This window comes from Enterobacter sp. 237C8 (assembly GCF_034106865.1).
In the GTDB taxonomy this organism is placed as follows: domain Bacteria; phylum Pseudomonadota; class Gammaproteobacteria; order Enterobacterales; family Enterobacteriaceae; genus Enterobacter; species Enterobacter asburiae_B.
The window spans coordinates 1,851,976-1,874,214 of record NZ_JAWNDF010000001.1 but is presented as its reverse complement, the minus strand read 5'-3'; the positions used below and the strand labels follow the sequence as shown (position 1 = coordinate 1,874,214).

Annotated in this window: 20 protein-coding genes; 9 read left to right on the top strand and 11 right to left on the bottom strand. The window is 55.8% G+C overall.

All coding sequences use genetic code 11. The features are described 5' to 3' along the window. Window positions 1-115 precede the first annotated feature (115 nt). Window positions 116-985 (bottom strand): MurR/RpiR family transcriptional regulator, encoded by an 870-nt coding sequence (locus tag USF70_RS09060; protein WP_023312229.1) that lies wholly within the window; start codon window positions 983-985, stop codon window positions 116-118. A 356-nt stretch (window positions 986-1,341) separates the two neighbouring features. Here USF70_RS09060 and zwf point away from each other — a divergent pair, with 356 nt between their 5' ends. The 3 genes from zwf (at window position 1,342) to kdgA (ending at window position 5,542) form a co-directional block, all read left to right on the top strand. Then, complete coding sequence (gene zwf / locus USF70_RS09055; RefSeq protein WP_023312228.1) at window positions 1,342-2,817, top strand: glucose-6-phosphate dehydrogenase; 1,476 nt, start codon at window positions 1,342-1,344, stop codon at window positions 2,815-2,817. Between the two features lie 232 nt (window positions 2,818-3,049). Continuing rightward, the gene (edd, locus tag USF70_RS09050) at window positions 3,050-4,861 is read left to right on the top strand and encodes a phosphogluconate dehydratase (RefSeq protein WP_047061092.1); all 1,812 of its coding nucleotides are present in this window, start codon (window positions 3,050-3,052) and stop codon (window positions 4,859-4,861) included. Window positions 4,862-4,900: 39 nt separating this feature from the next. Then, entirely contained in the window at window positions 4,901-5,542 is a 642-nt protein-coding gene (kdgA, locus tag USF70_RS09045; protein WP_014884307.1) for a bifunctional 4-hydroxy-2-oxoglutarate aldolase/2-dehydro-3-deoxy-phosphogluconate aldolase, read from the top strand. A gap of 41 nt (window positions 5,543-5,583) precedes the next feature. Here the strand turns inward: kdgA and purT are convergent, their stop codons facing one another. Then, complete coding sequence (purT, locus tag USF70_RS09040) at window positions 5,584-6,762, bottom strand: formate-dependent phosphoribosylglycinamide formyltransferase (RefSeq protein ID WP_033145846.1); 1,179 nt, start codon at window positions 6,760-6,762, stop codon at window positions 5,584-5,586. A gap of 170 nt (window positions 6,763-6,932) precedes the next feature. On the opposite strand from purT, the gene USF70_RS09035 reads away from it, so the two are divergent. Both USF70_RS09035 and ptrB read left to right on the top strand, forming a co-directional pair. After that, complete coding sequence (locus USF70_RS09035; RefSeq protein WP_087822784.1) at window positions 6,933-7,580, top strand: tellurite resistance TerB family protein; 648 nt, start codon at window positions 6,933-6,935, stop codon at window positions 7,578-7,580. A gap of 85 nt (window positions 7,581-7,665) precedes the next feature. Further along, complete coding sequence (gene ptrB, locus USF70_RS09030; protein WP_213729595.1) at window positions 7,666-9,726, top strand: oligopeptidase B; 2,061 nt, start codon at window positions 7,666-7,668, stop codon at window positions 9,724-9,726. Here ptrB and exoX read toward each other — a convergent pair. The 3 genes from exoX to USF70_RS09015 form a co-directional block, all read right to left on the bottom strand. Beyond that, on the bottom strand, window positions 9,723-10,385 hold the full coding sequence (exoX, locus tag USF70_RS09025) for an exodeoxyribonuclease X (RefSeq protein WP_010432611.1): 663 nt from the start codon (window positions 10,383-10,385) through the stop codon (window positions 9,723-9,725). The genes ptrB and exoX overlap by 4 nt on opposite strands. A 24-nt stretch (window positions 10,386-10,409) precedes the next feature. After that, a complete protein-coding gene (locus tag USF70_RS09020; RefSeq protein ID WP_033145843.1) occupies window positions 10,410-11,060 on the bottom strand; it encodes a carbon-nitrogen hydrolase family protein in 651 nt (216 codons plus the stop codon). Between the two features lie 110 nt (window positions 11,061-11,170). Further along, window positions 11,171-11,401, bottom strand: a complete 231-nt coding sequence (locus USF70_RS09015) for a DNA polymerase III subunit theta (protein ID WP_064672722.1) — start codon at window positions 11,399-11,401, stop codon at window positions 11,171-11,173. Window positions 11,402-11,537: 136 nt separating this feature from the next. On the opposite strand from USF70_RS09015, the gene yobA reads away from it, so the two are divergent. Genes yobA through USF70_RS09000 form a run of 3 tightly spaced genes read left to right on the top strand, consistent with a single transcriptional unit; the run spans window position 11,538 to window position 13,135 of the window. Beyond that, on the top strand, window positions 11,538-11,909 hold the full coding sequence (gene yobA / locus USF70_RS09010) for a CopC domain-containing protein YobA (RefSeq protein ID WP_213729597.1): 372 nt from the start codon (window positions 11,538-11,540) through the stop codon (window positions 11,907-11,909). Between the two features lies 1 nt (window position 11,910). Beyond that, window positions 11,911-12,780 carry a copper homeostasis membrane protein CopD gene (gene copD / locus USF70_RS09005; protein WP_087822782.1) on the top strand — a complete coding sequence of 290 codons (870 nt, stop codon included), beginning with the start codon at window positions 11,911-11,913 and terminating at the stop codon, window positions 12,778-12,780. Window positions 12,781-12,796: 16 nt separating this feature from the next. Further along, window positions 12,797-13,135, top strand: a complete 339-nt coding sequence (locus tag USF70_RS09000) for a YebY family protein (protein WP_033145840.1) — start codon at window positions 12,797-12,799, stop codon at window positions 13,133-13,135. A gap of 439 nt (window positions 13,136-13,574) precedes the next feature. On the opposite strand, the gene USF70_RS08995 is transcribed toward USF70_RS09000, so the two are convergent. Together USF70_RS08995 and USF70_RS08990 are read right to left on the bottom strand one after the other, a co-directional pair. Then, on the bottom strand, window positions 13,575-14,471 hold the full coding sequence (locus USF70_RS08995) for a benzoate transporter (protein WP_064672719.1): 897 nt from the start codon (window positions 14,469-14,471) through the stop codon (window positions 13,575-13,577). A 174-nt stretch (window positions 14,472-14,645) separates the two neighbouring features. Then, window positions 14,646-15,587, bottom strand: coding sequence for a VirK/YbjX family protein (locus USF70_RS08990; protein WP_320735554.1), 942 nt, complete (start codon window positions 15,585-15,587; stop codon window positions 14,646-14,648). Between the two features lie 166 nt (window positions 15,588-15,753). Here USF70_RS08990 and pphA point away from each other — a divergent pair, with 166 nt between their 5' ends. Further along, window positions 15,754-16,398 (top strand): protein-serine/threonine phosphatase, encoded by a 645-nt coding sequence (gene pphA, locus USF70_RS08985; protein WP_033145837.1) that lies wholly within the window; start codon window positions 15,754-15,756, stop codon window positions 16,396-16,398. Window positions 16,399-16,432: 34 nt separating this feature from the next. Here the strand turns inward: pphA and USF70_RS08980 are convergent, their stop codons facing one another. The 4 genes from USF70_RS08980 to yebS form a co-directional block, all read right to left on the bottom strand. Then, window positions 16,433-16,672 (bottom strand): YebV family protein, encoded by a 240-nt coding sequence (locus tag USF70_RS08980; protein ID WP_008500472.1) that lies wholly within the window; start codon window positions 16,670-16,672, stop codon window positions 16,433-16,435. Window positions 16,673-16,778: 106 nt separating this feature from the next. Beyond that, a complete protein-coding gene (gene rsmF, locus USF70_RS08975) occupies window positions 16,779-18,221 on the bottom strand; it encodes a 16S rRNA (cytosine(1407)-C(5))-methyltransferase RsmF (protein ID WP_087822780.1) in 1,443 nt (480 codons plus the stop codon). A 77-nt stretch (window positions 18,222-18,298) separates the two neighbouring features. After that, window positions 18,299-20,932 carry a PqiB family protein gene (locus tag USF70_RS08970; RefSeq protein ID WP_320735553.1) on the bottom strand — a complete coding sequence of 878 codons (2,634 nt, stop codon included), beginning with the start codon at window positions 20,930-20,932 and terminating at the stop codon, window positions 18,299-18,301. After that, a complete protein-coding gene (gene yebS, locus USF70_RS08965) occupies window positions 20,901-22,184 on the bottom strand; it encodes a membrane integrity lipid transport subunit YebS (protein WP_320735552.1) in 1,284 nt (427 codons plus the stop codon). Before yebS ends, USF70_RS08970 begins: the two co-directional genes overlap by 32 nt. Window positions 22,185-22,239 lie beyond the last annotated feature (55 nt).

The window sequence follows — 22,239 nt, the reverse complement described above, 5'->3', positions numbered from 1 at the left end:
TTTGGTGTTGCGTGAACATTGAATCGGCCTTCATCTGCTGCAAGGCAGCGGAGAGTGGACCGAATGCCGTAAATCGTTACATCGTAATTATTGGTTACGTCTTCGTTATCAACTATCAGGGAACATCGCTCTTTATAAGCAATTCTTTATCAAAACGCGATTCCTTCAGCGCTTCCTTGACCCGCTTCAAGTTATCCCGGAATTTTGCGCCCCGACGCAAGGTAAAACCGGTTGCCAGCACGTCAATCACGGTGAGCTGCGCCAGTCGGGAAACCATCGGCATATAAATGTCGGTGTCTTCCGGCACGTCGAGGGTGATCGCCAGCGTCGCCTCACGGGCCAGCGGCGTGCCTGCCGTGGTGAGGGCAATCACCATGGCATCGTTTTCACGGGCCAGCTGCGCCAGCTCTACCTGACTCTTGGTGCGGCCGGTGTGCGAAATCAGTACCACGACGTCATCTTCACTGCAATTCATACAGCTCATGCGTTGCAGCACAATGTCATCGGAATAAATCACCGGGACGTTAAAGCGGAAAAATTTGTTCATGGCGTCATGCGCCACTGCGGCAGACGACCCGAGACCAAAGAACGCAATCCGCTTGGCCTGGGTGAGCAAATCCACCGCGCGATTCACGGAACTCATGTCCAGAGACTGGCGGACGTGGTCAAGCGAAGCCATAGCCGATTCAAAAATTTTCGCGGTATAGGCATCAACGCTGTCGTCTTCATCCACATTACGATTAACATATGGGGTGCCGTTAGCCAGACTTTGTGCCAGATGCAGTTTAAAATCAGGAAAGCCGCGCGTTTCGAGGCTGCGGCAAAAGCGATTGACCGTCGGTTCGCTAACACCCGCTTCCTGTGCCAGAGCGGCGATGCTTGAATGAATCGCCTGAGCGGGGGAGGCGAGAATGACCTCGGCCACTTTTCGCTCGGATTTGCTAAGGTGTTCCAGTTGAAACTGGATTTTTTCCAGCATGTTCATGTTAACAGGACGCTCATGGGTGTAAACGATTTCATAAATTGATGAAATCGTGATTCGATTTAACCGATATTACCCTTGTGGCTTCCATTAAGGGTAACAATCGACAAGATAATGTTGTTGTTTTTTTTCATTACTTGATCGGTGTCGGGTTTTGCTGTGACCCCGTTGCGCAAAGAAACGACGGTTGTTGCGTCATTGCGCCGTCGTAATCTTCCAAAGGGGGAAAAATCGCGTTATCGCACGCGACGATAAGCGCTAATGGTTTCGGGAATGACGTAAAAGCAGTACAGTGCATTGTAATAAAATTACAACGATACCTGGCAGAAGTACCAGGTGATCCAACTGAGGAGAATGACATGGCGGTAACGCAAACAGCCCAGGCATGTGACCTGGTCATTTTCGGCGCGAAAGGCGATCTTGCACGCCGAAAATTGCTGCCTTCCCTGTATCAACTGGAGAAAGCGGGCCAAATTCATCCGGATACCCGTATCCTGGGTGTCGGGCGCGCAGACTGGGATAAGGACGCTTATACCAAAGTCGTCCGCGAGGCGCTCGAAACTTTCATGAAGGAAAAAATTGATGAAAGTTTGTGGGATACCCTGAGTGGACGCCTCGATTTCTGCAACCTGGACGTTAATGACGTCAGCGCGTTTACCCGCTTAGGCGCGATGCTGGATCAGAAAAACCGTGTCACCATTAACTATTTCGCCATGCCGCCAAGCACCTTCGGCGCCATCTGCAAAGGTCTGGGCGAAGCCAAACTGAACGCCAAACCGGCTCGCGTCGTGATGGAAAAGCCGCTGGGTACGTCGCTGGCAACCTCGCGTGAAATCAACGACCAGGTGGGCGAGTTCTTTGAAGAGTGCCAGGTCTACCGTATCGACCACTATCTCGGTAAAGAGACGGTACTGAACCTGCTGGCGCTGCGTTTCGCTAACTCCCTGTTTGTGAATAACTGGGACAACCGCACTATCGACCACGTGGAAATCACCGTGGCGGAAGAGGTGGGGATTGAAGGTCGCTGGGGTTACTTTGACCAGGCCGGTCAGATGCGCGACATGATCCAGAACCACCTGCTGCAAATTCTGTGCATGATTGCCATGTCTCCACCGTCTGACCTGACGGCTGACAGCATCCGTGACGCAAAAGTTAAAGTGCTGAAGTCACTGCGCCGCATCGATCGCTCCAACGTGCGTGAGAAGACCGTCCGCGGCCAGTACACCGCCGGGTTTGCGCAAGGCAAAAAAGTGCCGGGCTACCTGGAAGAAGAGGGCGCTAACAAGTCCAGCAACACCGAGACGTTCGTGGCGATCCGCGTGGATATCGACGATTGGCGCTGGGCGGGCGTTCCGTTCTACCTGCGCACCGGTAAACGTCTGCCGGCCAAATGTTCCGAAGTGGTGGTTTACTTCAAAAACCCGGAACTGAACCTGTTCAAAGAGTCCTGGCAGGAACTGCCGCAGAACAAACTGACTATTCGTCTGCAGCCGGACGAAGGGGTGGATATCCAGATCCTGAACAAAGTGCCGGGGCTGGATCATAAACACAACCTGCAGACCACCAAGCTGGATCTGAGCTACTCCGAAACCTTTAATCAGACGCACCTGGCCGATGCTTACGAGCGTCTGCTGCTGGAAACCATGCGCGGTATCCAGGCGCTGTTCGTGCGTCGCGACGAAGTGGAAGAGGCGTGGAAATGGGTCGACTCCATCACCGAAGCCTGGGCTGCCGATCAGGATGCGCCAAAACCGTATCAGGCGGGTACCTGGGGACCTGTCGCGTCGGTGGCAATGATCACCCGCGATGGCCGCTCCTGGAACGAGTTTGAGTAAGATAATCCTCTAGCTCGAAAGTGTTATTTTACCGGTAACATGATCTAACACAGCTAGTGGCACAATTTTCAACTTTTAAGCTCCGCGTGGATTCACCCGCGGAGCTTTTTTTATTACACTGCCGGAAGTGATTTTGCCCCTGAGCTCCGGACAGCAAGCGTTTCAGCGTTGTTAACAACTGCCAGCGACTTTGTAAACTCCCGAGCCGGACAGATAATTTAGAGGAGCTTTTATGAATCCGACATTGTTACGCGTAACACAACGCATTATCGAGCGCTCGAAAGAGACCCGTTCGGCCTACCTCGCCCGGATTGAACAGGCAAAGAGCAGCACCGTCCACCGATCACAGCTGGCCTGCGGGAACCTGGCGCACGGCTTCGCCGCCTGCCAGCCTGATGATAAAGCGTCGCTGAAAAGCATGTTGCGTAACAATATCGCCATCATTACCTCCTATAACGATATGCTTTCCGCGCACCAGCCGTATGAGGTCTATCCCACTATCATCCGCAACGCGCTGCACAGCGTAAATGCGGTGGGCCAGGTGGCGGGCGGTGTACCTGCCATGTGCGACGGCGTGACGCAGGGGCAGGACGGCATGGAGCTGTCCCTGCTGAGCCGCGAAGTGATTGCGATGTCTGCCGCGGTGGGCCTGTCACACAACATGTTTGATGGCGCGCTGTACCTCGGCGTGTGCGACAAGATTGTCCCGGGCCTGGTGATGGCGGCGCTGTCGTTTGGGCATCTGCCTGCGATCTTCGTCCCGTCCGGCCCAATGGCGAGCGGTCTGCCGAACAAAGAAAAAGTGCGTATCCGCCAGCTGTACGCGGAAGGGAAAGCAGACCGTCAGGCGCTGCTGGAGGCGGAAGCCGCGTCCTATCATGCGCCGGGAACCTGTACGTTCTACGGTACGGCTAACACTAACCAGATGGTCGTGGAATTTATGGGAATGCAGCTTCCGGGCTCGTCCTTTATCCAGCCAGATGCGCCGCTGCGCAAGGCGCTGACAGAGGCCGCGGCCCGTCAGGTCACGCGTCTGACCGGCAACGGCAACGAATGGATGCCGATGGGCAAAATGGTCGACGAAAAAGTCATCGTCAACGGGATTGTCGCGCTGCTGGCAACCGGGGGCTCAACCAATCACACCATGCACCTGGTGGCCATGGCGCGTGCGGCGGGCATTCTGATTAACTGGGATGACTTCTCCGAGATCTCTTCCGTGGTGCCGCTGATGGCGCGCCTGTACCCGAACGGTCCGGCGGATATTAACCACTTCCAGGCCGCAGGCGGTGTACCGCTGCTGATGCGCGAGCTGCTGAAAGGCGGGCTGCTGCATGAAGACGTGAATACCGTGGCGGGCTTTGGCCTTCAGCGCTACACCCAGGAGCCGTGGCTGAACAACGGCGAGCTGGACTGGCGTGAAGGGGCGAGCGCGTCTCTTGATGCGCAGGTGATTGCCACTATCGACAAACCGTTCTCTCCTCACGGCGGCACCAAAGTGCTGAGCGGCAACCTCGGTCGTGCGGTAATGAAGACCTCTGCCGTACCGGAAGAGAACCAGGTTATCGAAGCGCCGGCGGTGGTATTTGAAAGCCAGCATGACGTGTTACCCGCCTTTGACGCCGGTCTGCTCGATAAAGACTGCGTGGTGGTGGTGCGTCACCAGGGGCCTAAAGCCAACGGGATGCCAGAATTACATAAACTTATGCCACCACTTGGTGTATTATTGGACCGCCGTTTCAAAATTGCGCTAGTCACCGATGGACGCCTCTCCGGGGCATCCGGTAAAGTGCCTTCAGCCATCCACGTGACGCCGGAAGCCTACGACGGCGGTCTGCTGGCGAAAGTGCGCGACGGTGACATGATCCGCGTGAACGGCCAGACGGGCGAGTTAACCCTGCTGGTGGATGAAGCCGAGCTGGCGGCACGTCAGCCCCATATTCCTGACCTGAGCGCATCGCGCGTGGGGACCGGACGCGAAATGTTCAGCGCGCTGCGTGAGAAACTCTCCGGTGCGGAGCAGGGCGCAACCTGTATTACGTTTTAAGACGACTTGATTTTAACGATCTGGCGAGAGAAAACTCTGATGAAAAACTGGAAAACAAGTGCAGAAGCAATCCTGACCACTGGCCCTGTCGTGCCGGTTATCGTGGTAAACAAGCTGGAGCACGCTGTACCGATGGCGAAAGCGCTGGTTGCGGGTGGCGTTCGCGTTCTGGAAGTGACCCTGCGCACCGCCTGCGCGATGGATGCTATCCGCGCTATCGCGAAAGAAGTACCGGACGCCATCATCGGTGCGGGCACCGTTCTCAACGCGCAGCAGCTGGCGGAAGTGACCGAAGCGGGCGCGCAGTTCGCCATCAGCCCTGGCCTGACCGAGCCGCTGCTGAAAGCCGCCACGGAAGGTACTATTCCGCTGATCCCTGGCATCAGCACCGTCTCTGAACTGATGCTGGGCATGGACTACGGTCTGAAAGAGTTTAAATTCTTCCCGGCTGAAGCGAACGGCGGCACCAAAGCGCTGCAGGCGATTGCGGGTCCCTTCTCTCAGGTACGCTTCTGCCCGACGGGCGGTATCTCTCCTGCCAACTACCGTGACTACCTGGCGCTGAAAAGCGTGCTGTGCATCGGTGGTTCATGGCTGGTTCCGGCGGATGCGCTGGAAGCGGGCGACTGGGATCGCATCACCAAACTGGCTCGCGAAGCGGTTGAAGGCGCGAAGCAGTAAGCCATTCGCCATATGAAAAACGGGCCTTCTGGCCCGTTTTTTTATCCTGCAACCTTGACGCTCGCAGCGGCCGCTTTCGCTCTCGCCACGGCGTCGTCAACGTTATCCCCGGTGGCTAAGGCCACGCCAAGACGACGAGTTCCGTCGATCTCCGGCTTGCCGAACAAACGTACCTGCAATCCAGCGCCCACCGCCCCGTCGACGTTATCAAACGTGACGTTCTGGCTGGTTAACTGCGGCAGGATCACCGCCGAGGCGGCAGGGCCATACTGACGTACACCGCCGACGGGCAGGCCGAGGAACGCGCGCACGTGCAGGGCGAACTCGGAGAGATCCTGCGAAATCAGCGTGACCATGCCGGTGTCATGCGGGCGAGGGGAGACTTCGCTGAAAATCACCTCATCACCGCACACAAACAGCTCCACGCCGAACAGGCCATAGCCGCCCAGCGCCAGGACGGTTTTACGGGCGATCTCCTGAGCACGCTCCAGCGCCAGGGTGCTCATCTGCTGCGGCTGCCAGGATTCGCGGTAATCGCCATCCTCCTGACGGTGACCAATCGGGTCGCAGAAATGGACGCCGTCAACGGCGCTGACGGTCAGCAGGGTGATTTCGAAATCAAACTTCACGACGCCTTCGACGATCACGCGACCGGCCCCGGCACGGCCGCCCTGCTGGGCATAATCCCACGCGTTATCCAGGGTACCGCTGTCGCGAATAAAGCTCTGTCCTTTTCCGGAGGAGCTCATCACCGGCTTAACGATGCACGGGTAACCAATTTCCTCGACGGCCTGCAGGAACGCGGCCTTATCGCCAGCAAAACGGTAGCTCGAGGTGGGCAATCCCAGCTCTTCCGCCGCCAGGCGACGAATGCCTTCGCGGTTCATGGTCAGCTTTGCGGCTTTCGCACAGGGCACCACGCGCTGGCCTTCCTGCTCCAGGGCGATCAGCGTATCGGTGGCAATGGCCTCAATTTCCGGCACGACAAAATCGGGTTTTTCGCGCGTAATCAGCTCGCGAAGGGCATCGCCATCCAGCATGTTAATCACATAAGAACGATGGGCGACGTGCATGGCGGGTGCGTCGGCGTAACGGTCTACGGCAATGACTTCCACACCTAAACGCTGGCACTCAATGGCGACCTCTTTCCCCAGCTCGCCCGATCCCAACAGCATCACTCGCGTCGCCGCAGGTCGCAGCGCAGTTCCTAAACGAATCATAACAATCCCCCTGAAAAAGTTGCGCGCAGTATAAACGAAAACGTTTGCGTCTGTCTCGTGCACGGCTAAACGAGGGGACAGAAATTTGCGCATCTTTAGCCCGACCAGACATTTCCTGACGCCTGCTCGCTTACGCTGTGAAACATGTTCACCGTTAAGTGAGGGAAACCATGTCTGGCTGGTTAAATCAATTGCAATCCCTGTTAGGGCAGAAAACATCGTCTGGCGAGCGGGACCTCAGCAAACTGCTGGTACCCGGGGCGCTCGGCGGGCTGGCAGGCCTGCTGGTCGCGAATAAATCCTCACGCAAGCTGCTGGCAAAGTATGGTACAGGCGCGCTGCTGGCCGGCGGCGGCGCCATCGCGGGCACCGTGCTGTGGAATAAATACAAGGACAGAATACGGACCGCGCACAGCGATGAACCGCATTACGGCGAGCACACCTCGCCGCTGGATCTGCGTACCGAACGGCTCATTCTTGCGCTGGTTTTTGCCGCGAAAAGCGACGGGCATATTGACGATAAGGAACGATCGGCGATCGAGCAGCAGCTGCGCGAGGCCGGCGTTGAAGAGAAGGGAAGAGTGCTGGTGGCGCAGGCGATTGAACAGCCGCTCGAGCCGCAGCGTCTTGCCCAAAGTGTGAAAAATGAGGAAGAGGCGCTGGAGCTCTATTTCCTCAGCTGTGCCGCCATCGATATCGATCATTTTATGGAGCGGAGCTACCTTAACGCTCTGGGCGATGCGTTAAAGATCCCTCAGGACGTGCGCGAGGGCATTGAGCGGGATATCCGGGAGCAAAAACAGGCGTTACAGGGATAGTCGTCGCCGTCGCGACGCTGTTTCGCTTGCATCATGCGTGGGTTTTGCCAACCTTATAGGGTGTAAAACTTAAAAGAATGATGACATGCCACCGAAAGCCCGACGTACTCCTTATGCGATCACCACGCATGGCGATACGCGTATAGACAACTATTACTGGCTGAGGGACGATTCGCGCTCCCGGCCAGAGGTACTCGACTACCTGCACGAGGAAAACGACTATGGCCGCAAGGTCATGTCCAGCCAGCAGACGCTTCAGGACCAGCTCCTGAATGAAATGGTGCAGCGTATTCCCCAGCGCGATATCTCCGCGCCCTGGACCAAAAACGGCTATCGCTATCGCCATATTTACGAGCCCGGCAATGAGTATCCCATCTACCAGCGTCAGTCGGTATTAAGCGCCGAATGGGATGAGTGGGATATTCTGCTGGATGCCAACCAGCGCGCCGCCCACAGCGAGTTTTATACCCTGGGCGGCATGTCCATTTCCCCTGACAACGCGGTGATGGCGCTGGCGGAGGATTATCTCTCCCGCCGCCAGTACGGCCTGCGGTTTCGTAATCTGGAGACCGGCAACTGGTATCCGGAAATGCTGGAAAACGTCTCCCCGGATTTTGTCTGGGCGAATGATTCCGAGACGGTTTACTACGTCAAAAAGCACGCGTCGACGCTGCTGCCTTACCAGGTGTGGCGACATACCGTGGGAACGGACTCCGCTGACGACGAGCTGGTTTATGAAGAGAAAGACGAAACCTTCTATGTCAGCCTGCATAAAACCTCCTCACGCCACTATGTGATTATCTTCCTTGCCAGCGCGACGACGTCGGAAGTCCTGCTGCTGGATGCCGAACTGCCGGACGCCCAGCCGCTCTGTTTCCTGCCGCGCCGCAAGGATCACGAGTACAGCCTGGACCACTTCCAGCACAGCTTTTATTTGCGCTCCAATCGCGAGGGCAAAAACTTTGGTCTCTATAAAACCAAAGTGCGCGATGAGCGCAAGTGGGAGGTGCTTATCCCCGCGCGGGATCAGGTGATGCTGGAAGGGTTCACCCTCTTTACCGACTGGCTGGTGGTGGAAGAGCGTCAGCGCGGGCTGACCAGTATCCGACAAATCAACCGAAAAACCCGGGAAGTGGTGGGGATTGCGTTCGATGACCCGGCCTACGTGACGTGGATTGGGTTCAACCCTGAACCCGAATCGTCGCGGTTGCGCTACGGCTACTCCTCCATGACCACGCCGGACACCCTGTTTGAGCTGGATATGGATACCGGGCAGCGCCAGGTGATTAAACAGACCGAGGTAAAAGGGTTTGAGTCCGAAAACTACCGCAGCGAGCACCTGTGGGTCACTGCCCGTGATGGCGTGGAGGTGCCGGTCTCTCTTGTTTACCATCGGGCTCATTTCCAGAAAGGCAAAAACCCGATTCTGGTGTACGGCTACGGCTCGTATGGCTCAAGCATGGACGCCGATTTCAGCAGCAGCCGGTTAAGCCTGCTCGATCGCGGTTTTGTTTTCGCCATCGCCCATATTCGCGGCGGCGGTGAGCTGGGCCAGCACTGGTATGAAGACGGGAAATTCCTGAAGAAGAAAAACACCTTCAATGACTACCTCGACGTCTGCGATGCGCTGATTGAGCAGGGCTACGGCGATCCGCAGCTCTGCTTTGGGATGGGGGGCAGCGCGGGCGGTATGCTGATGGGGGCAGCGATCAACCAGCGTCCCGACCGCTTTAAGGGGATTGTCGCGCAGGTTCCGTTTGTCGATGTGGTCACGACCATGCTCGATGAATCCATTCCCCTTACTACCGGGGAGTTTGAGGAGTGGGGGAATCCGCAGGATGAGATGTACTACCGCTATATGAAAGAGTACAGCCCGTACGATAACGTGGAGGCGAAATCCTACCCGCATATGCTGGTCACTACCGGTTTGCATGATTCTCAGGTGCAATACTGGGAGCCGGCAAAATGGGTGGCAAAACTGCGTGAGCTGAAAACCGATGACAATCTGCTGCTGCTGTGTACCGACATGGATTCCGGACACGGGGGGAAATCGGGGCGATTTAAATCGTACGAAGGGGTTGCTCTGGAATATGCCTTTTTAATAGGCCTGGCGCAGGACACGCTGCCAGGCCGTGCGGAGCGTTAAGCGTCGCCCAGATAATGTTTCAGCGTTAAGCGCAGCTCCGGGCTCATTCTGTCGAGGTTGTTATACAGCCAGCGCAAATAGCCCGGGTCTTTATCCGCCACCTCGGACACCGGCTTCCCGCGATATTTACCAAAGGTAAACGTGGTCAGCAGCGCGGGACGTCCTGTGATCGTCGCCATGTCATCCGGCGTCCAGCCAGAGATATTCATAATATCAATCAGCAACGCGGCGGTGATATAGCAGTCATACAGGGCGCGGTGATGGTGAAGCCCCTCAGGGGTACGAACGCTGAGCTTGCGGGACTTGTACAGCGCCATGTTGCTGTATTTAATCCCCGGCCAGAGACGACGCGCCAGCTTCATGGTGCAAATCCATTCCCCCGGCATTTCAGGCAATACCCGGCGGTCAAAGCTGGCGTTATGCGCGACGTACCACGGGCTACCGTAGTAGTGCGGAATGATCTCTTCGATCCACGGCTTATCCGCCACCATCGATTCGGTAATGCGATGGATAGCCATCGCCTGAGGGCTGATGGGGCGATCGGGACGCACCAGATGGCTCATTGGGTTGACGATTTTACCATCAACCACGTCGACAGAGGCCACTTCCACTATTCCGCCCTGAAGATCGCAAGTTTCGGTATCGATGACGCGCAGCATTGAAAACTCCTGAGCTTAAAACGCCTAGCCTAAAGGAATGATATCGCCTTGCCAACCCTCTCCGCCGAGCGTGCCGGTCACCAGAAGCTCGCCCTTATCCGCGCGCACGATCAGCTGGCCTTTTTCATCCCAGAGCGCGCTGCCGCCGCAGGCGTTCGCCATCAGCACCGCAATGGCATATTTATGCGCGAAGCGCTGCAGGTTACTGATGGACTGCCGCCAGCGATTATCCCCCACCGACTGGCAGCTGGTAACAAGCGTTGCCCGGGGATCGAGATTGGGCGAATCGGGATGTGCATCAAGGATGGTAAGGTGTTTATCCCCCGGCACGAGGCTGGCACCGCCCCCTTGCGGATAGCGCAAAATGCGATGGCGAGCGGGCGAAAACAGCACAAGGCCTTTCTGGCGCTGGCCATTCTGTTCCAGGGGGAGCCCGGCAATAACGGTGATCTGGTGTTGATGTGCCGCGTTGAGCAGCGGCTCCAGCTGCGCGTCATCGGGCGGGGGAGGTAACGTCGGCGAGCCAGAGCCCGTTAATGAGAGTTCAGGGAAAACCAGCAGATCGCACCGCTGCCGTGCTGCTTCGGCGATGAAGCGCAGGTGGTGCGTAACATGGTCATCTACAGTCTGATGCAGCCCGCCATACTGGGCTGCCGCTATATTCCAATGTGACATCGTGACTTCCTTATACACTGAGTCGCAGAGATTTAAGAATACACCTAAAATAATCAGGGTTTTCTTATCCTGCCAGATTCCGCGTAAGGAAATGTAACGACTCGTTAAGCTTATTTAACTTTAGGCTCGTACGGTAAACGGGAGAGGTTGACCGAGGCGAGGCGGTGGGCGATGAGTCTTTCGCGAAACCAGTCGCGCAGATGGGCGGGCTGTTCCCGTTCCACGACTTCAGCCACGACGGGCATGTTGTAACGCTCTTTGAACGCGACGCCAGCGGCAGCGAGATCGACATTCACTTTATCCATCTCGTCCTGCGGAAGGACGGCCAGATTGATCTTCATTACCTTCTCCTTTTTATGCGGCGGCAACGTTACCGCGATTGCACGACGATGACAAGCGGAGGCAGGATGATCCTCGACTCGTTTATTATACAGCGTTATTCTTTAGCATACAGACATAACAAAAAGGAATGATAGGATGGGTTTTTCCGCTTCCCGCGCGGTCTGCGCACTGGTTTTTGTGGCCTCGACAATGATGACGCCTTCCGTGCTGGCACATGCACATCTTAAACAGCAGATCCCGGCAGCAGACAGCGTGGTGACCGCACCGCAGGCACTTACGCTGAATTTTTCAGAAGGTATCGAACCTGGATTTAGCGGTGTAGTGGTAACGGATGCGCAAAAGCAGATCGTCAAAACGGGAACCGCTACGCGCGACGAAAAGAACAAAGCTCAGCTTACCGTGCCGCTGGAACAAACGCTGGCATCAGGGACTTACCAGGTGGACTGGCATGTGGTCTCCGTGGACGGCCATAAAACCAAAGGCAGCTATCACTTTAGCGTGAAATAGCATGCTGGCGCTGTGTTATATCGGGCTACGCTTTATCCATTTCGGGGCGCTGATGCTGGTGTTTGGCAATGCGCTTTACAGCGTCTGGTTTGCGCCTTCCTCTCTCCACCGTCTGATGTCCCGGCGATTCCAGTCGCAGCAGAAAGTGGCGGCCTTAGTGAGCCTTGCGGCAGCGGTCCTGATGTTTATGCTGCAGGGCGGATTGATGGGCAGCGGCTGGGGAGATGTGTTTGCGCCACAGATCTGGTTCAGCGTGATGGGAACCCGGTTTGGCGGTGTCTGGCTGTGGCAAATAATCCTCGCTGCGCTGACGGTCGGTGCGGCATGGCTTGCGCCGCTGAAAGGTTCGCGGCTGCTGCTGCTCGCAATGGGCCAGCTTATCCTGCTGGCTGGGGTAGGGCATGCGGCGATGAACGACGGTCCGACGGGGGCGCTGCAGCGTCTTAATTATGCTTTTCACCTGATATGTGCCGCCACCTGGCTTGGCGGATTACTGCCCCTGCTGTTCTGTATGCGTCTGGCGAAAGGGCGCTGGCAGAATGCCGCCATCTTTACCATGATGCGCTTCTCGCGCGTGGGGCATTACGCCGTTGCGGGCGTCCTGCTCTCCGGGGTGATAAATGCGCTCATGATACTGGGCCTCGATATTCCCTGGCAGGCTGGCTACGTGCGGTTTTTGTTGTTCAAATGTGCGCTGGTGGCGTTGATGGTGGTAATTGCGCTGGCAAATCGGTATTTTCTGGTGCCACGGTTTCGTCCGGAGAGCGGGCGAGCACAACAGATTTTTATCAGGATGACACAGGCAGAAGTGGTGCTGGGAGCGCTGGTGCTGGCAACGGTCAGTCTGTTCGCCACCTGGGAACCCTTCTGACAAGGTTAAATATCATATGAAAAAGACAGTACTTTCTCTCTTATTGCTGGCCTGTACGGGGAGCGCGCTTGCCGCACCGCAGGTCATCACCGTGAGTCGTTTTGAAGTGGGTAAGGACAAATGGGCGTTCAATCGCGAAGAGGTGATGCTGACCTGCCGTCCAGGCCATGCGCTGTATGCGATCAACCCGAGTACGCTGGTGCAATACCCGCTGAATGATACCGCAGAGCAGCAGGTAGCCAGCGGCAAGAGCAGCGGCCAGCCGATTAGCATTATTCAGATCGATGACCCGGCGCATCCGGGACAAAAAATGAGTCTGGCGCCGTTTATCGAGCGCGCCGACAAGCTCTGCTAACGTTCGGGTTTCCAATAAAAAACCGCAGATGCTTGCGAAAGCACTGCGGTTTTTCACTTTTAATGATGCTCTGGCGCTTTTTTTCCGACCGCTTTTGCTGTGGACTGGAAAACCTGGCGTCGTCATCTATTCTTAAAAGGCAAGGCGACTTAGCCTGCATTAATGCCAACTTTTAGCGCACGGCTCTCTCCCAAGAGCCATTTCCCTGGACCGAATACAGGAATCGTATTCGGTCTCTTTTTATCTGTATGTTTTTCAAAGCATTGTTCGGTGTTGACTCTAAATCACCCGAAACTTTCTCGAACATTCCATATCCTGTCTAAACCATAACATACTCAGGACCGCGTGCGTCCAGGGTTTTTTGGGATCTTTGTTAAAATTTTGTGGCCGAGCGACCGCTGAGCAAACGCCCTCTGGCGAGCAAAAGGGCAGCCCTAAGTTAAATAATGAACGCGCTGAATTTGTCTTTGTGGCGGACAATGTACTCCGGGAAGTTTTCAACCGTTAGCTCTTGCTTGATTAATGTCCTGTCCCGACCCCAGATATCTTCCGCATTTTTAATGACCTTCATGATGTGTTCCGGGTTGTTAAACTCAGGAAGATCGTATTCAGTATGGGATATGGTCGACATTTTTTCTGAGATGCGCTCGGGGGTCATTACCCACGAGAAGTGCCAGCCACCATTGTCAATAATGCTGTTGTTAATCTTGAACCAGTTCCACTTTAGCCAGGACCAGTTTTTAACGCGTCGGGTGCGTTTAAGATTCCTGAATGATTCAGGTTCGCCGCCAAAGAAACTAACGAGATTTTTATATTGTGTGGCTCGCGGTAATTTACATTTTCTTGGCGTGTTGTCAGTATTAAAAACCTGCAGGTTGAACTGATAATTATAGAAATTCTGATAAATAGTGGTGCAGAGCTTTTTGGGATTTATCGATGCTACCACCTGTGGTGAAAATATCTCATCGACATCGGAAACTAAAATCAAATCATCATCGTTGGCATGCGTCAAACCCTGCATGATGGCATTCCTCTGCGCGGCTTCATTTGCCCACGCATCCACCACCATTCCCTCTGGCAGACCCGGAATCACCTCCCGAGCAGGGTGTGATTCTTCAGCGGCTTTCGTAATCGGTTCTTTATCATGAACAACGTAGATAATTTTATCTTTAAACTGGCTGTATTTATTAATGTCAAAATGCAGCGGCCTCTTTTTACCGGTAAAGGTATGCGTTGACTCAACGATAACGAAGCGATCGACAACGTCCGCTAACGTGTTTAGCCTGATTTCGAGAAGCATATCTTCATCGTAATATAAGAAGCAGTCATAGATCATTACCAAAGTCCCTCATTTTTGCGCCCGCATTGCGCTTTTCCCAACGCATTCGCCGGTTTCATTTCGCGCAATGCTAACTGAGCGCCCTCGCCCTGTGCAATAGTGGGCTGCTTTATCATTCCTCTTTTAAACAGAATACATCCACTACGCAGTGAGCGAAAACGCCAGCCTGGCTTAAAAGTGGGACTTCACGGACGCCTCTATTTCATCGAGCAGCTCAAAGCGACGGCGGTATTCGGCACGTTTTTTACTGGCAATCTCTTCCAGGGATTTACGCTCCATGTGCAGCGGCAACTGCCAGCAGAAGGCTGACAGCTTTTTACCGTCCAGAGATCCCCAAAACTCATCGTAGCTGGCATGGAAATGGCGGCCTTTGCTCAGGCGATATCGCAGCGCGCGGAAAACGTGCCCTTCATCGCTGACGGCAAAAATCGCCCGGACAGATGACTGTGCAGCCAGCTGGAAGAGGACTTCCATCAACACTCGTTTGGGGAACAGGCCGTGGCAGGCGCGGGTGGCCTGCTTAATGACGTCTCGCGATACGCTGCGACGGGGTCCCTGAAGGCCGCCGATGACCATCACTTGCTGACCATTGCTGCGCGCGACGCTGAAGGTCAGGCTGGCCAGCAGCGTATCCTCGTTGTCGCGTAGCCACAAGGTGCTTTCGCCCTCGCGCTCGGCTTTCCCCGCAGAGGAAGCATTGACCGTATAGGTTACGCCGTCTTTGGCGTGGAACTGCACAACGGTTTGCTCCTGCGGGCTGCTCAGGGCCTGAGCGAGACCGCTCTCTTTCAGGCTATCAATCCAGTAGTAATGATTGACGATAGCGTCGGCGCGATCGTTAGCCGTCAGGCCGCGCATCAGATACTGTCGGTGGGTCTTGCTGGGCAACGTAATTTGAGAGGCCAGCAGCCTGTCGAAATCGTCGCGACCCGAAAGGGCTTCAAGCATGCGATGGGTAGAAGACCAGAACAGAAGCGAGCGTAAAAGGAACTTCAGGCGATATTCGCGTTTACGCCAGATTGGACCCGGCACGCGTTTGCCGTTCACCAGCTCGGAAATAATGTTTGTGCGATGCGGATAGAAAACATCGTTATGCAGGTGCGTATTAGACACGTGAAGACCCCTCTTTTTTTATACCCTTATTCTAAAGAGCCAATAAAAAGGGATTAATAGCGCGAGGATCTTTATTTCTGTTTGGTTTACCGTTTGTTTCACTTCGTGACGACCGCGCCGGTCTGTCGCCTTTTCTGCGGCGGCTATACTGTTTAAAGGAGGTTCTATGTATCAGCGAATTGAAGGTGGGATGTGGCGTCACGTCTGGGTTGTCAGCGATATACACGGTTGTTACCAGTGGCTTATGGATGAGCTTAAACGCCGTCACTTTAACCCGTATGAGGATTTACTTATTTCGGTCGGGGATGTGATCGATCGTGGCCCTGATAGCGTTAAATGCCTGCAGTTAATTCATGAAAAATGGTTTCGTGCCGTGCGGGGAAACCATGAGCAAATGGCTCTCGACAGTCTGGATAATAACGATTTTTCACTCTGGACGATGAATGGCGGAATATGGTTTTCGCATCTTGAACGCGACCAGCAACAGCTTGCCCTGTCGTTGCTCGACGCCTGTCGCGATTTACCGCATATCATCGAGATAACCTGTGCGAACGGTCTGAATGTGATTGCCCATGCTGATTATCCTGCCGCGGAATACCGGTGGCAAAAACCGGTCAGTGCCCAGCGCGTCTTATGGAACCGCGACAGGCTGATGGGATTTATGGTGGGCAAAGGAGAGGGCATCAGCGGCGCGGATCATTTCTGGTTTGGGCATACGCCTCTCGACAGAAGGTATGATTTTAATAATCTTCACTACATTGATACGGGGGCTGTTTTCGACGGTTACTTTACGCTGGCGCAGCTGCAGTAATAAATAACCCGCCTTCGGGCGGGTTCTCTTTAGGTCAGGCAAGACGCATGACCCAGGCATCGGTTTTACTATCGTAATGCTCACGGTAAAGGACAGAATGTTCGCCATCAAGTATTGCCGGGACGCTGGTGTCTGCATCCCATGCATCGAGCTGCATGCACAAATCCGGGTCGGATTTGCAGGGAATACTTAACGTTCGATCGCCTTGTGCTTCGCCGCGCAGCTCTGCGTCGTCGATCTCAAAAGCGCCAATACGCACGCTGGTTTTCGTCATAGTGCTCTCCGGGTCGGTTGTCAAAATCTGGTATGACCAGTGCGATCACCCATTTTTGATCGTAGACAAGGAGAGCAAAATCGCCAGTAAAAAAATGCGCTTTTTTTCAGGCTGTGCGATCGTTACCGGTAAACAGACGGCCGTCCCGAACCAGCTCGCGCGGATAGCTGTTTTTCAGCCTTGAACCGACCTTTTTTGCCAGCCCCAGCGGATATCCCTGATACGTCACTATCACTTCATCGCCTGATGGCGTGCTGTCCGGATAGACATCGCGACCACGGTACCACTCTTCGGCTTCCTGATGCGTCAGGGCAAAGGTATTCTCGCCTCCGGCAAGGGCGATAACGGCCTCATGCTGCCAGCGATACCCTTTATTATGCACTTCCGCCAGGCGGATCCCGATTCGGGAAAAACGGACCTTCCCGATAAGCGGCTCGATCTGTGCCGGGAACAGCCATATCTCTTTATCACGCATCCAGGGGTGCAGGCTCTCATCCCAGACCAGCCCAACCTTTTTGGCGGCGGCTTCAAGCTGTGCTGCATCGCGACCTTTAAGAGGGGAAAACGGGAAGTTGCCGACCTTGAATTTAGGTGCGGGCAGGGGAGCAACCGCCTGCGTTTTACGCAAACGCGCCACAAAAAAACCTTCGCAGTCGTAAATCTGCGGGAACACGTGAAGGAAACCCTCCGGCGTGACCGCCTCCTGTGCCGAGGCGAACAGGCCGTTAAGCGGCAGGAACTCAACTGCCTCCGGGTAGTTCGCTTTCAGCCACAGGCAGACGTCTTCGTTTTCATCGCGGTTTAAGGTGCACGTTGAATAGACCAGCGTGCCGCCAGGGCGCAACGCGTGAAATGCGCTGTCGATCAGCTCGCGCTGCGTGGCGGCGATCTCCAGGTTGCTCTCAACTGACCAGTTTTTTAACGCGTCGGGATCTTTACGCACCACCCCTTCGCCGGAGCAGGGCGCGTCCAGCAGAATGGCATCGAAGGCTTCCGGTAAAGCGGCGCCAAACACGCGTCCGTCGAAGTGCGTCAGGGCAACATTATGAATACCGCAGCGGCTGATGTTGGCATGCAGCACCTTCACGCGGCTGGCGGAAAACTCGTTGGCGAGGATCGCCCCGTGGTTACCCATTCGGGCGGCAATTTGCGTGGTTTTTGAGCCAGGAGCGGCGGCAACATCCATCACGCGTTCAGGCGCATTGCCATCGGCGAACAGGGCGGCCACCGGCAGCATCGAGCTGGCTTCCTGAATATAGAACAGGCCGCTCAGATGTTCAGCGGTACTGCCCAGCGGCAGCGAGGCTTCGTCATCGCGTTCGATCCAGAACCCCTCGGCGCACCACGGGACCGGCGTAAGCTGCCAGCCGTACGGCGAGACCAGCGCCAGAAAATCATCGACGCTGATTTTCAGCGTGTTGACGCGAATACTTCGGCGTAACGGACGCTGGCAGGCGGCGATAAAATCATCTAACGACAGGTGAGAAGGAAGCGCCTCGCGCATCTGCGCCAGGAATTGTTCAGGAAGAAATACGGAGTTTTGAGCCACGGGCACACCACAGGGAAAAGTTCAGGTGCGCAGTGTAACATAAAGGCTCCGGTGCGTTGACACCGGAGCCTTTCAGATTAACGCGGCAGGGCGGTTCCCCATTCGCGCCACTCTTTCGGTTCGCTTTCGAGCAGCAGGAAGTGTTTACCCGGCTGCGCTTTCGGCGCCAGCGGCGTGCCCGGCGGCGTGGCAAACGCGATACCGCCGCGAATGAACTGGTTGAAGGTGCCGGTTTTCACCACGCCTCCCGTCAGGCCAAAGTCCAGCGAATAGCCTGATGCCAGCCAGAATACCGAGTTATTACGGACCAGGTGCTGGTAGCGTTCGCTGATGCGTAACGCCACCATTACGCGGTCGGAGAGCGTACCGAGCGTCAGGCCCGTGACCGTACCCACTTCAATGCCGCGGAACAGAACCGGGGTGCCGATGCTCAGCGAGCCGGCTTCCGGCACTTCCACCACGATGCTCAGGCCGCCAAGATAGCGCGAGTCGGTGATCGTGGCTTCCTGAAGCTCGAAATCACGACGTGCATTGCCCTGGCCCGGCTCAACGTTGATGTACGGCTGCAGGATGGTGTCGAGATGCTCAACGCCTGCGGCCGAGATCTGCGGCGTCACCACCGAGAAGCGCGAACCCGTGCGGGCGAAGGTCTGCACATATTCCGGGTACAGCACGGCGGTGGCCTGCACCTCGTTGCGCGAGGTAATCAGCGTCAGCTTCTGGATCTGTCCAATATCAATGCCCAGATAGCGGATTGGCATGCCTTCCGCCAGCTTACCGGCATCAAACGCGTGCAGGGTAATCTGTCCACCCACGGCACGCGCGGCGGTTTCGGACGGGAAGAGAATACGCTTATCGCCTTTACGCAGATTCGCCCCCGCGCCGCTGAGATTATCGAAGCTTATCGCGCCGCGCAGCGCGCGTGAGAGCGGGGAGGCCTGCACGGTCAGCCCGTTACCGTTAAGCTGAACTTTCGCGCCGCCTTCGGCCCAGAAGACGCTGTTTGGCGTCAGCAGCTTGCGGTACTCCGGCTTGATATGCAGTTCGATATCAAACGCGTCCGCACGCGGGCGAACGGCGATCACTTCCCCAACTTCAAACTTGCGATACAGCACCACGGATCCTGCCTGTACGTCCGGCAGCGTCTCGGCGCTTAATGTCAGCGTGGTGGTAGGGAGATCGCTCAGGCTGTTTTCAACCGCTTTCTCCAGGTTGGCATACAGCGGATAGCTGTCGCGAACGGGGCCTTTATCACCGGGCAGAATGCGGATGCCGCCGTTAACCCATTCGCTGGCGCTGGCGCCGAGGAATTCCACGCCGTCCAGTCCCACCTCCACATCGACGCGACTGTTCACCACGAATTTGCTGTCACCGTGCACCAGGTCGCTGTACTGCGGATCGATGGCGACCGAGAAGGTCACGCCATTCGCGGAGAGCTTACGCTCCAGCACCTGGCCGACCTGCACGCCGTGTAAAATTAACGGCTGGCCGGCTTCGATTCCGTAACTTTCTGGCGCATTCAGCGTGACGGTCACTACGCCCGGCTTTTGCAGCAGGGATTTATCCGCCGGGGCAATCACGAAGCTATTGCTGGGCTCACCTTCGCCGGGGATGAGTTCAAACGTATTGCCGGTCAACAGCGTGCTGAGGCTGGCATCGTTCAGGGAGAGCTTTGGACTGCGCATTTCGATACGCGTTTTCTCGCGCAGGAGGTCGACCACGCTCGGGTCGACAGTCATTTCTCCTGTGACCGAGCCGCCCGGGTTGAGCGTCATTTTGGTGAGCTGACCAACCTGCAATCCCTGATACATCAGCGGCGTTGAACCCGCTTTTAGCCCCTTAGCATCGGGCAGAGCGAGTTTGACGATCACGCCGCGCTGGCTGTGCGCCAGGTCTGCGTACAATCCAAATGAGTCATCCGCGGTGGCAGGGCTTGAGTTTTCCGGGGAGTCAAAAGCAATGGCACCATTCACCAGCGCGGCCAGACTCTCCAGCTTCACTTTCGCACCGCTCAGGCTGAGGTCCGCATCCACGCCGGAGACGTTCCAGAAGCGGCTGCCTTTTTTCACCAGATTGGTGAAGCGACGCTCGATCAGCACGTCGATGGTGACGCCCTGTTTATTCGGGTTGATCGCGTAATCGTACACGCGGCCAACCGGGATTTTGCGGAAATAGACCAGCGAACCGCTGTTCAGAGAACCGAGATCCGGCGCCTGCAGATGAATCATTAAATCGCCGTTGTTGAGGCGGTACTTGGGCTGTGTATCCAGGGCAACAAAGTGATCCTGCGGCTCTCCTTTACCCGGCATCATGCCGATATAGTTACCGCCCACGAGCGCATCCAGCCCTGACACGCCCGCCAGAGACGCTTTTGGCGTGACCAGCCAGAACTGCGTTTCGCTGCGCAGGGCATCCTGCATGTCAGATTTAATACTGACCCGCACCTGAATCTTGTTCAGCCCTTTTCCAAGGGAGATGTCCTGAACCGTACCCACTTCAACCCCCTGGAAGCGAACGGGCGTTCGCCCGGCGACGATGCCGTCGGCGGTCTGGAAATCAATGGTGACGGTACTCCCGCGATCTTCATAGCTCGTCCAGATCAGCCAGCCTGCAATCATCAGGGCGATGACGGGCAGCAACCAGAATGGCGAAATGCGGCGTTTTGTTTTAATTCTCGCTTCAGTCGGCGAAGCGGGGGTTTCCTGACTCATGTGCATCCCAAAGTAAGCGGCTATCCAGCCATTCCACAGCAAGAATAGTCAATATCACCGCAGAGCCGAAATAAAAAGCCGCGGGTCCCATTGTAAAAGCAAGTAGCTGGTCGCGATTGATGAGCGACATCATCAGCGAAATCACGAACAGATCTAACATTGACCAGCGGCCAATCCAGGTGACGAACCGCAGCAGCAGAATGCGGGTCCGTAAGCCTTGTTCACACTTAAAGTGAATGCTGATGAGCAGGGTAAACATCACCACCACTTTGGTAAAGGGAACCAGGATACTGGCAATAAAAACGATCGCCGCCACCCCGACGTTGCTGTGCGCAAGGGAGATAATCCCGGAGAGGATAGTATCCTCCTGACGCCCGCCATTCACGTAAATGATGGAAATCGGCAGCATATTGGCTGGGATCAGAAACACCAGGGAGGCGATCAGCGCGGCCCAGCATTTTTGCAGGCTGTTGTTGCGCCGCAGTCTCAACGGAATGTGACACCGCGGGCAGCGCCCACGCGCGTCGGGCAAGCCGGTATAGTGGCATCCCAGACAGACGCGCAGATTTTCATCAGGAAGCGTGGCGGGGCGCTGAGGGTAAAATCGCTCCCAGAGCTGTTCAACGTTCAGGTGGATCAGCGTCAGGATGCTCAGCAATACCAGGCTGATGAAAGCAAAAAGTCCGATGCCGGGCTGCAAAAAGGCGTAGTCCTGCACCTTTATTGACGCAACGCCCACGCCCACCAGATAAATATCCAGCATCACCCACTCTTTGAGCTTATCCAGCATCAGCAGAACCGGGCGAAGGTTCATGCCGAGAATATTACCAAACCACAGATAGGCAATGGCGGCGACCAGCACCAGCGGCGCACCAACGGTGCAGAAAAGCACCATGGCAGCGGTGATGGGATCGCCCTGACGGGTCATCTGCCAGATACCCTGCAGCACGTTGGCGTCAATGCGTACGCCAAGCAGGTAGAGTTTCAGCAGCGGTTCGCTCCAGGCGAAGGGCATCAGCAGCAGCATGGTGACGGCCATGGCGGCGAGGCGGGTGAGCGACCAGTCGCGGCCGTCGCGAATTTTGGCGTCGCAGCGGGGACAAAAGGCACTTTGGTGCGATTTCATCTTCGGCAACATAAAAAGCGTATCGCACTGGGGGCAACGCTGATAATGTGCACGTGGCAAAGCTTCGCTCACCGTATGGACAGTTATCTTTCTTGTCGGCGTAATTTGGGTTGTTTTTAAGGCCATCAGCTGCGCACAAATAAGTATTGTTGAAAGTTATAATAACTCATGAACGGATTCA

Excerpts from the sequence above, each read along its gene's own strand:
- USF70_RS08995 (WP_064672719.1), bottom strand. The coding sequence starts at position 14,471 with ATGATCTATGACTGCTTCTTATATTACGATGAAGATATGCTTCTCGAA.
- USF70_RS09060 (WP_023312229.1), bottom strand. The coding sequence starts at position 985 with ATGAACATGCTGGAAAAAATCCAGTTTCAACTGGAACACCTTAGCAAA.
- copD (WP_087822782.1), top strand. The coding sequence starts at position 11,911 with ATGCTGGCGCTGTGTTATATCGGGCTACGCTTTATCCATTTCGGGGCG.
- yobA (WP_213729597.1), top strand. The coding sequence starts at position 11,538 with ATGGGTTTTTCCGCTTCCCGCGCGGTCTGCGCACTGGTTTTTGTGGCC.
- kdgA (WP_014884307.1), top strand. The coding sequence starts at position 4,901 with ATGAAAAACTGGAAAACAAGTGCAGAAGCAATCCTGACCACTGGCCCT.
- USF70_RS09015 (WP_064672722.1), bottom strand. The coding sequence starts at position 11,401 with ATGAAGATCAATCTGGCCGTCCTTCCGCAGGACGAGATGGATAAAGTG.
- ptrB (WP_213729595.1), top strand. The coding sequence starts at position 7,666 with ATGCCACCGAAAGCCCGACGTACTCCTTATGCGATCACCACGCATGGC.
- USF70_RS08980 (WP_008500472.1), bottom strand. The coding sequence starts at position 16,672 with ATGACGAAAACCAGCGTGCGTATTGGCGCTTTTGAGATCGACGACGCA.
- USF70_RS09035 (WP_087822784.1), top strand. The coding sequence starts at position 6,933 with ATGTCTGGCTGGTTAAATCAATTGCAATCCCTGTTAGGGCAGAAAACA.
- purT (WP_033145846.1), bottom strand. The coding sequence starts at position 6,762 with ATGATTCGTTTAGGAACTGCGCTGCGACCTGCGGCGACGCGAGTGATG.
- pphA (WP_033145837.1), top strand. The coding sequence starts at position 15,754 with ATGTATCAGCGAATTGAAGGTGGGATGTGGCGTCACGTCTGGGTTGTC.
- USF70_RS08970 (WP_320735553.1), bottom strand. The coding sequence starts at position 20,932 with ATGAGTCAGGAAACCCCCGCTTCGCCGACTGAAGCGAGAATTAAAACA.
- edd (WP_047061092.1), top strand. The coding sequence starts at position 3,050 with ATGAATCCGACATTGTTACGCGTAACACAACGCATTATCGAGCGCTCG.
- USF70_RS09000 (WP_033145840.1), top strand. The coding sequence starts at position 12,797 with ATGAAAAAGACAGTACTTTCTCTCTTATTGCTGGCCTGTACGGGGAGC.
- exoX (WP_010432611.1), bottom strand. The coding sequence starts at position 10,385 with ATGCTGCGCGTCATCGATACCGAAACTTGCGATCTTCAGGGCGGAATA.
- zwf (WP_023312228.1), top strand. The coding sequence starts at position 1,342 with ATGGCGGTAACGCAAACAGCCCAGGCATGTGACCTGGTCATTTTCGGC.
- USF70_RS09020 (WP_033145843.1), bottom strand. The coding sequence starts at position 11,060 with ATGTCACATTGGAATATAGCGGCAGCCCAGTATGGCGGGCTGCATCAG.
- yebS (WP_320735552.1), bottom strand. The coding sequence starts at position 22,184 with ATGGCCTTAAAAACAACCCAAATTACGCCGACAAGAAAGATAACTGTC.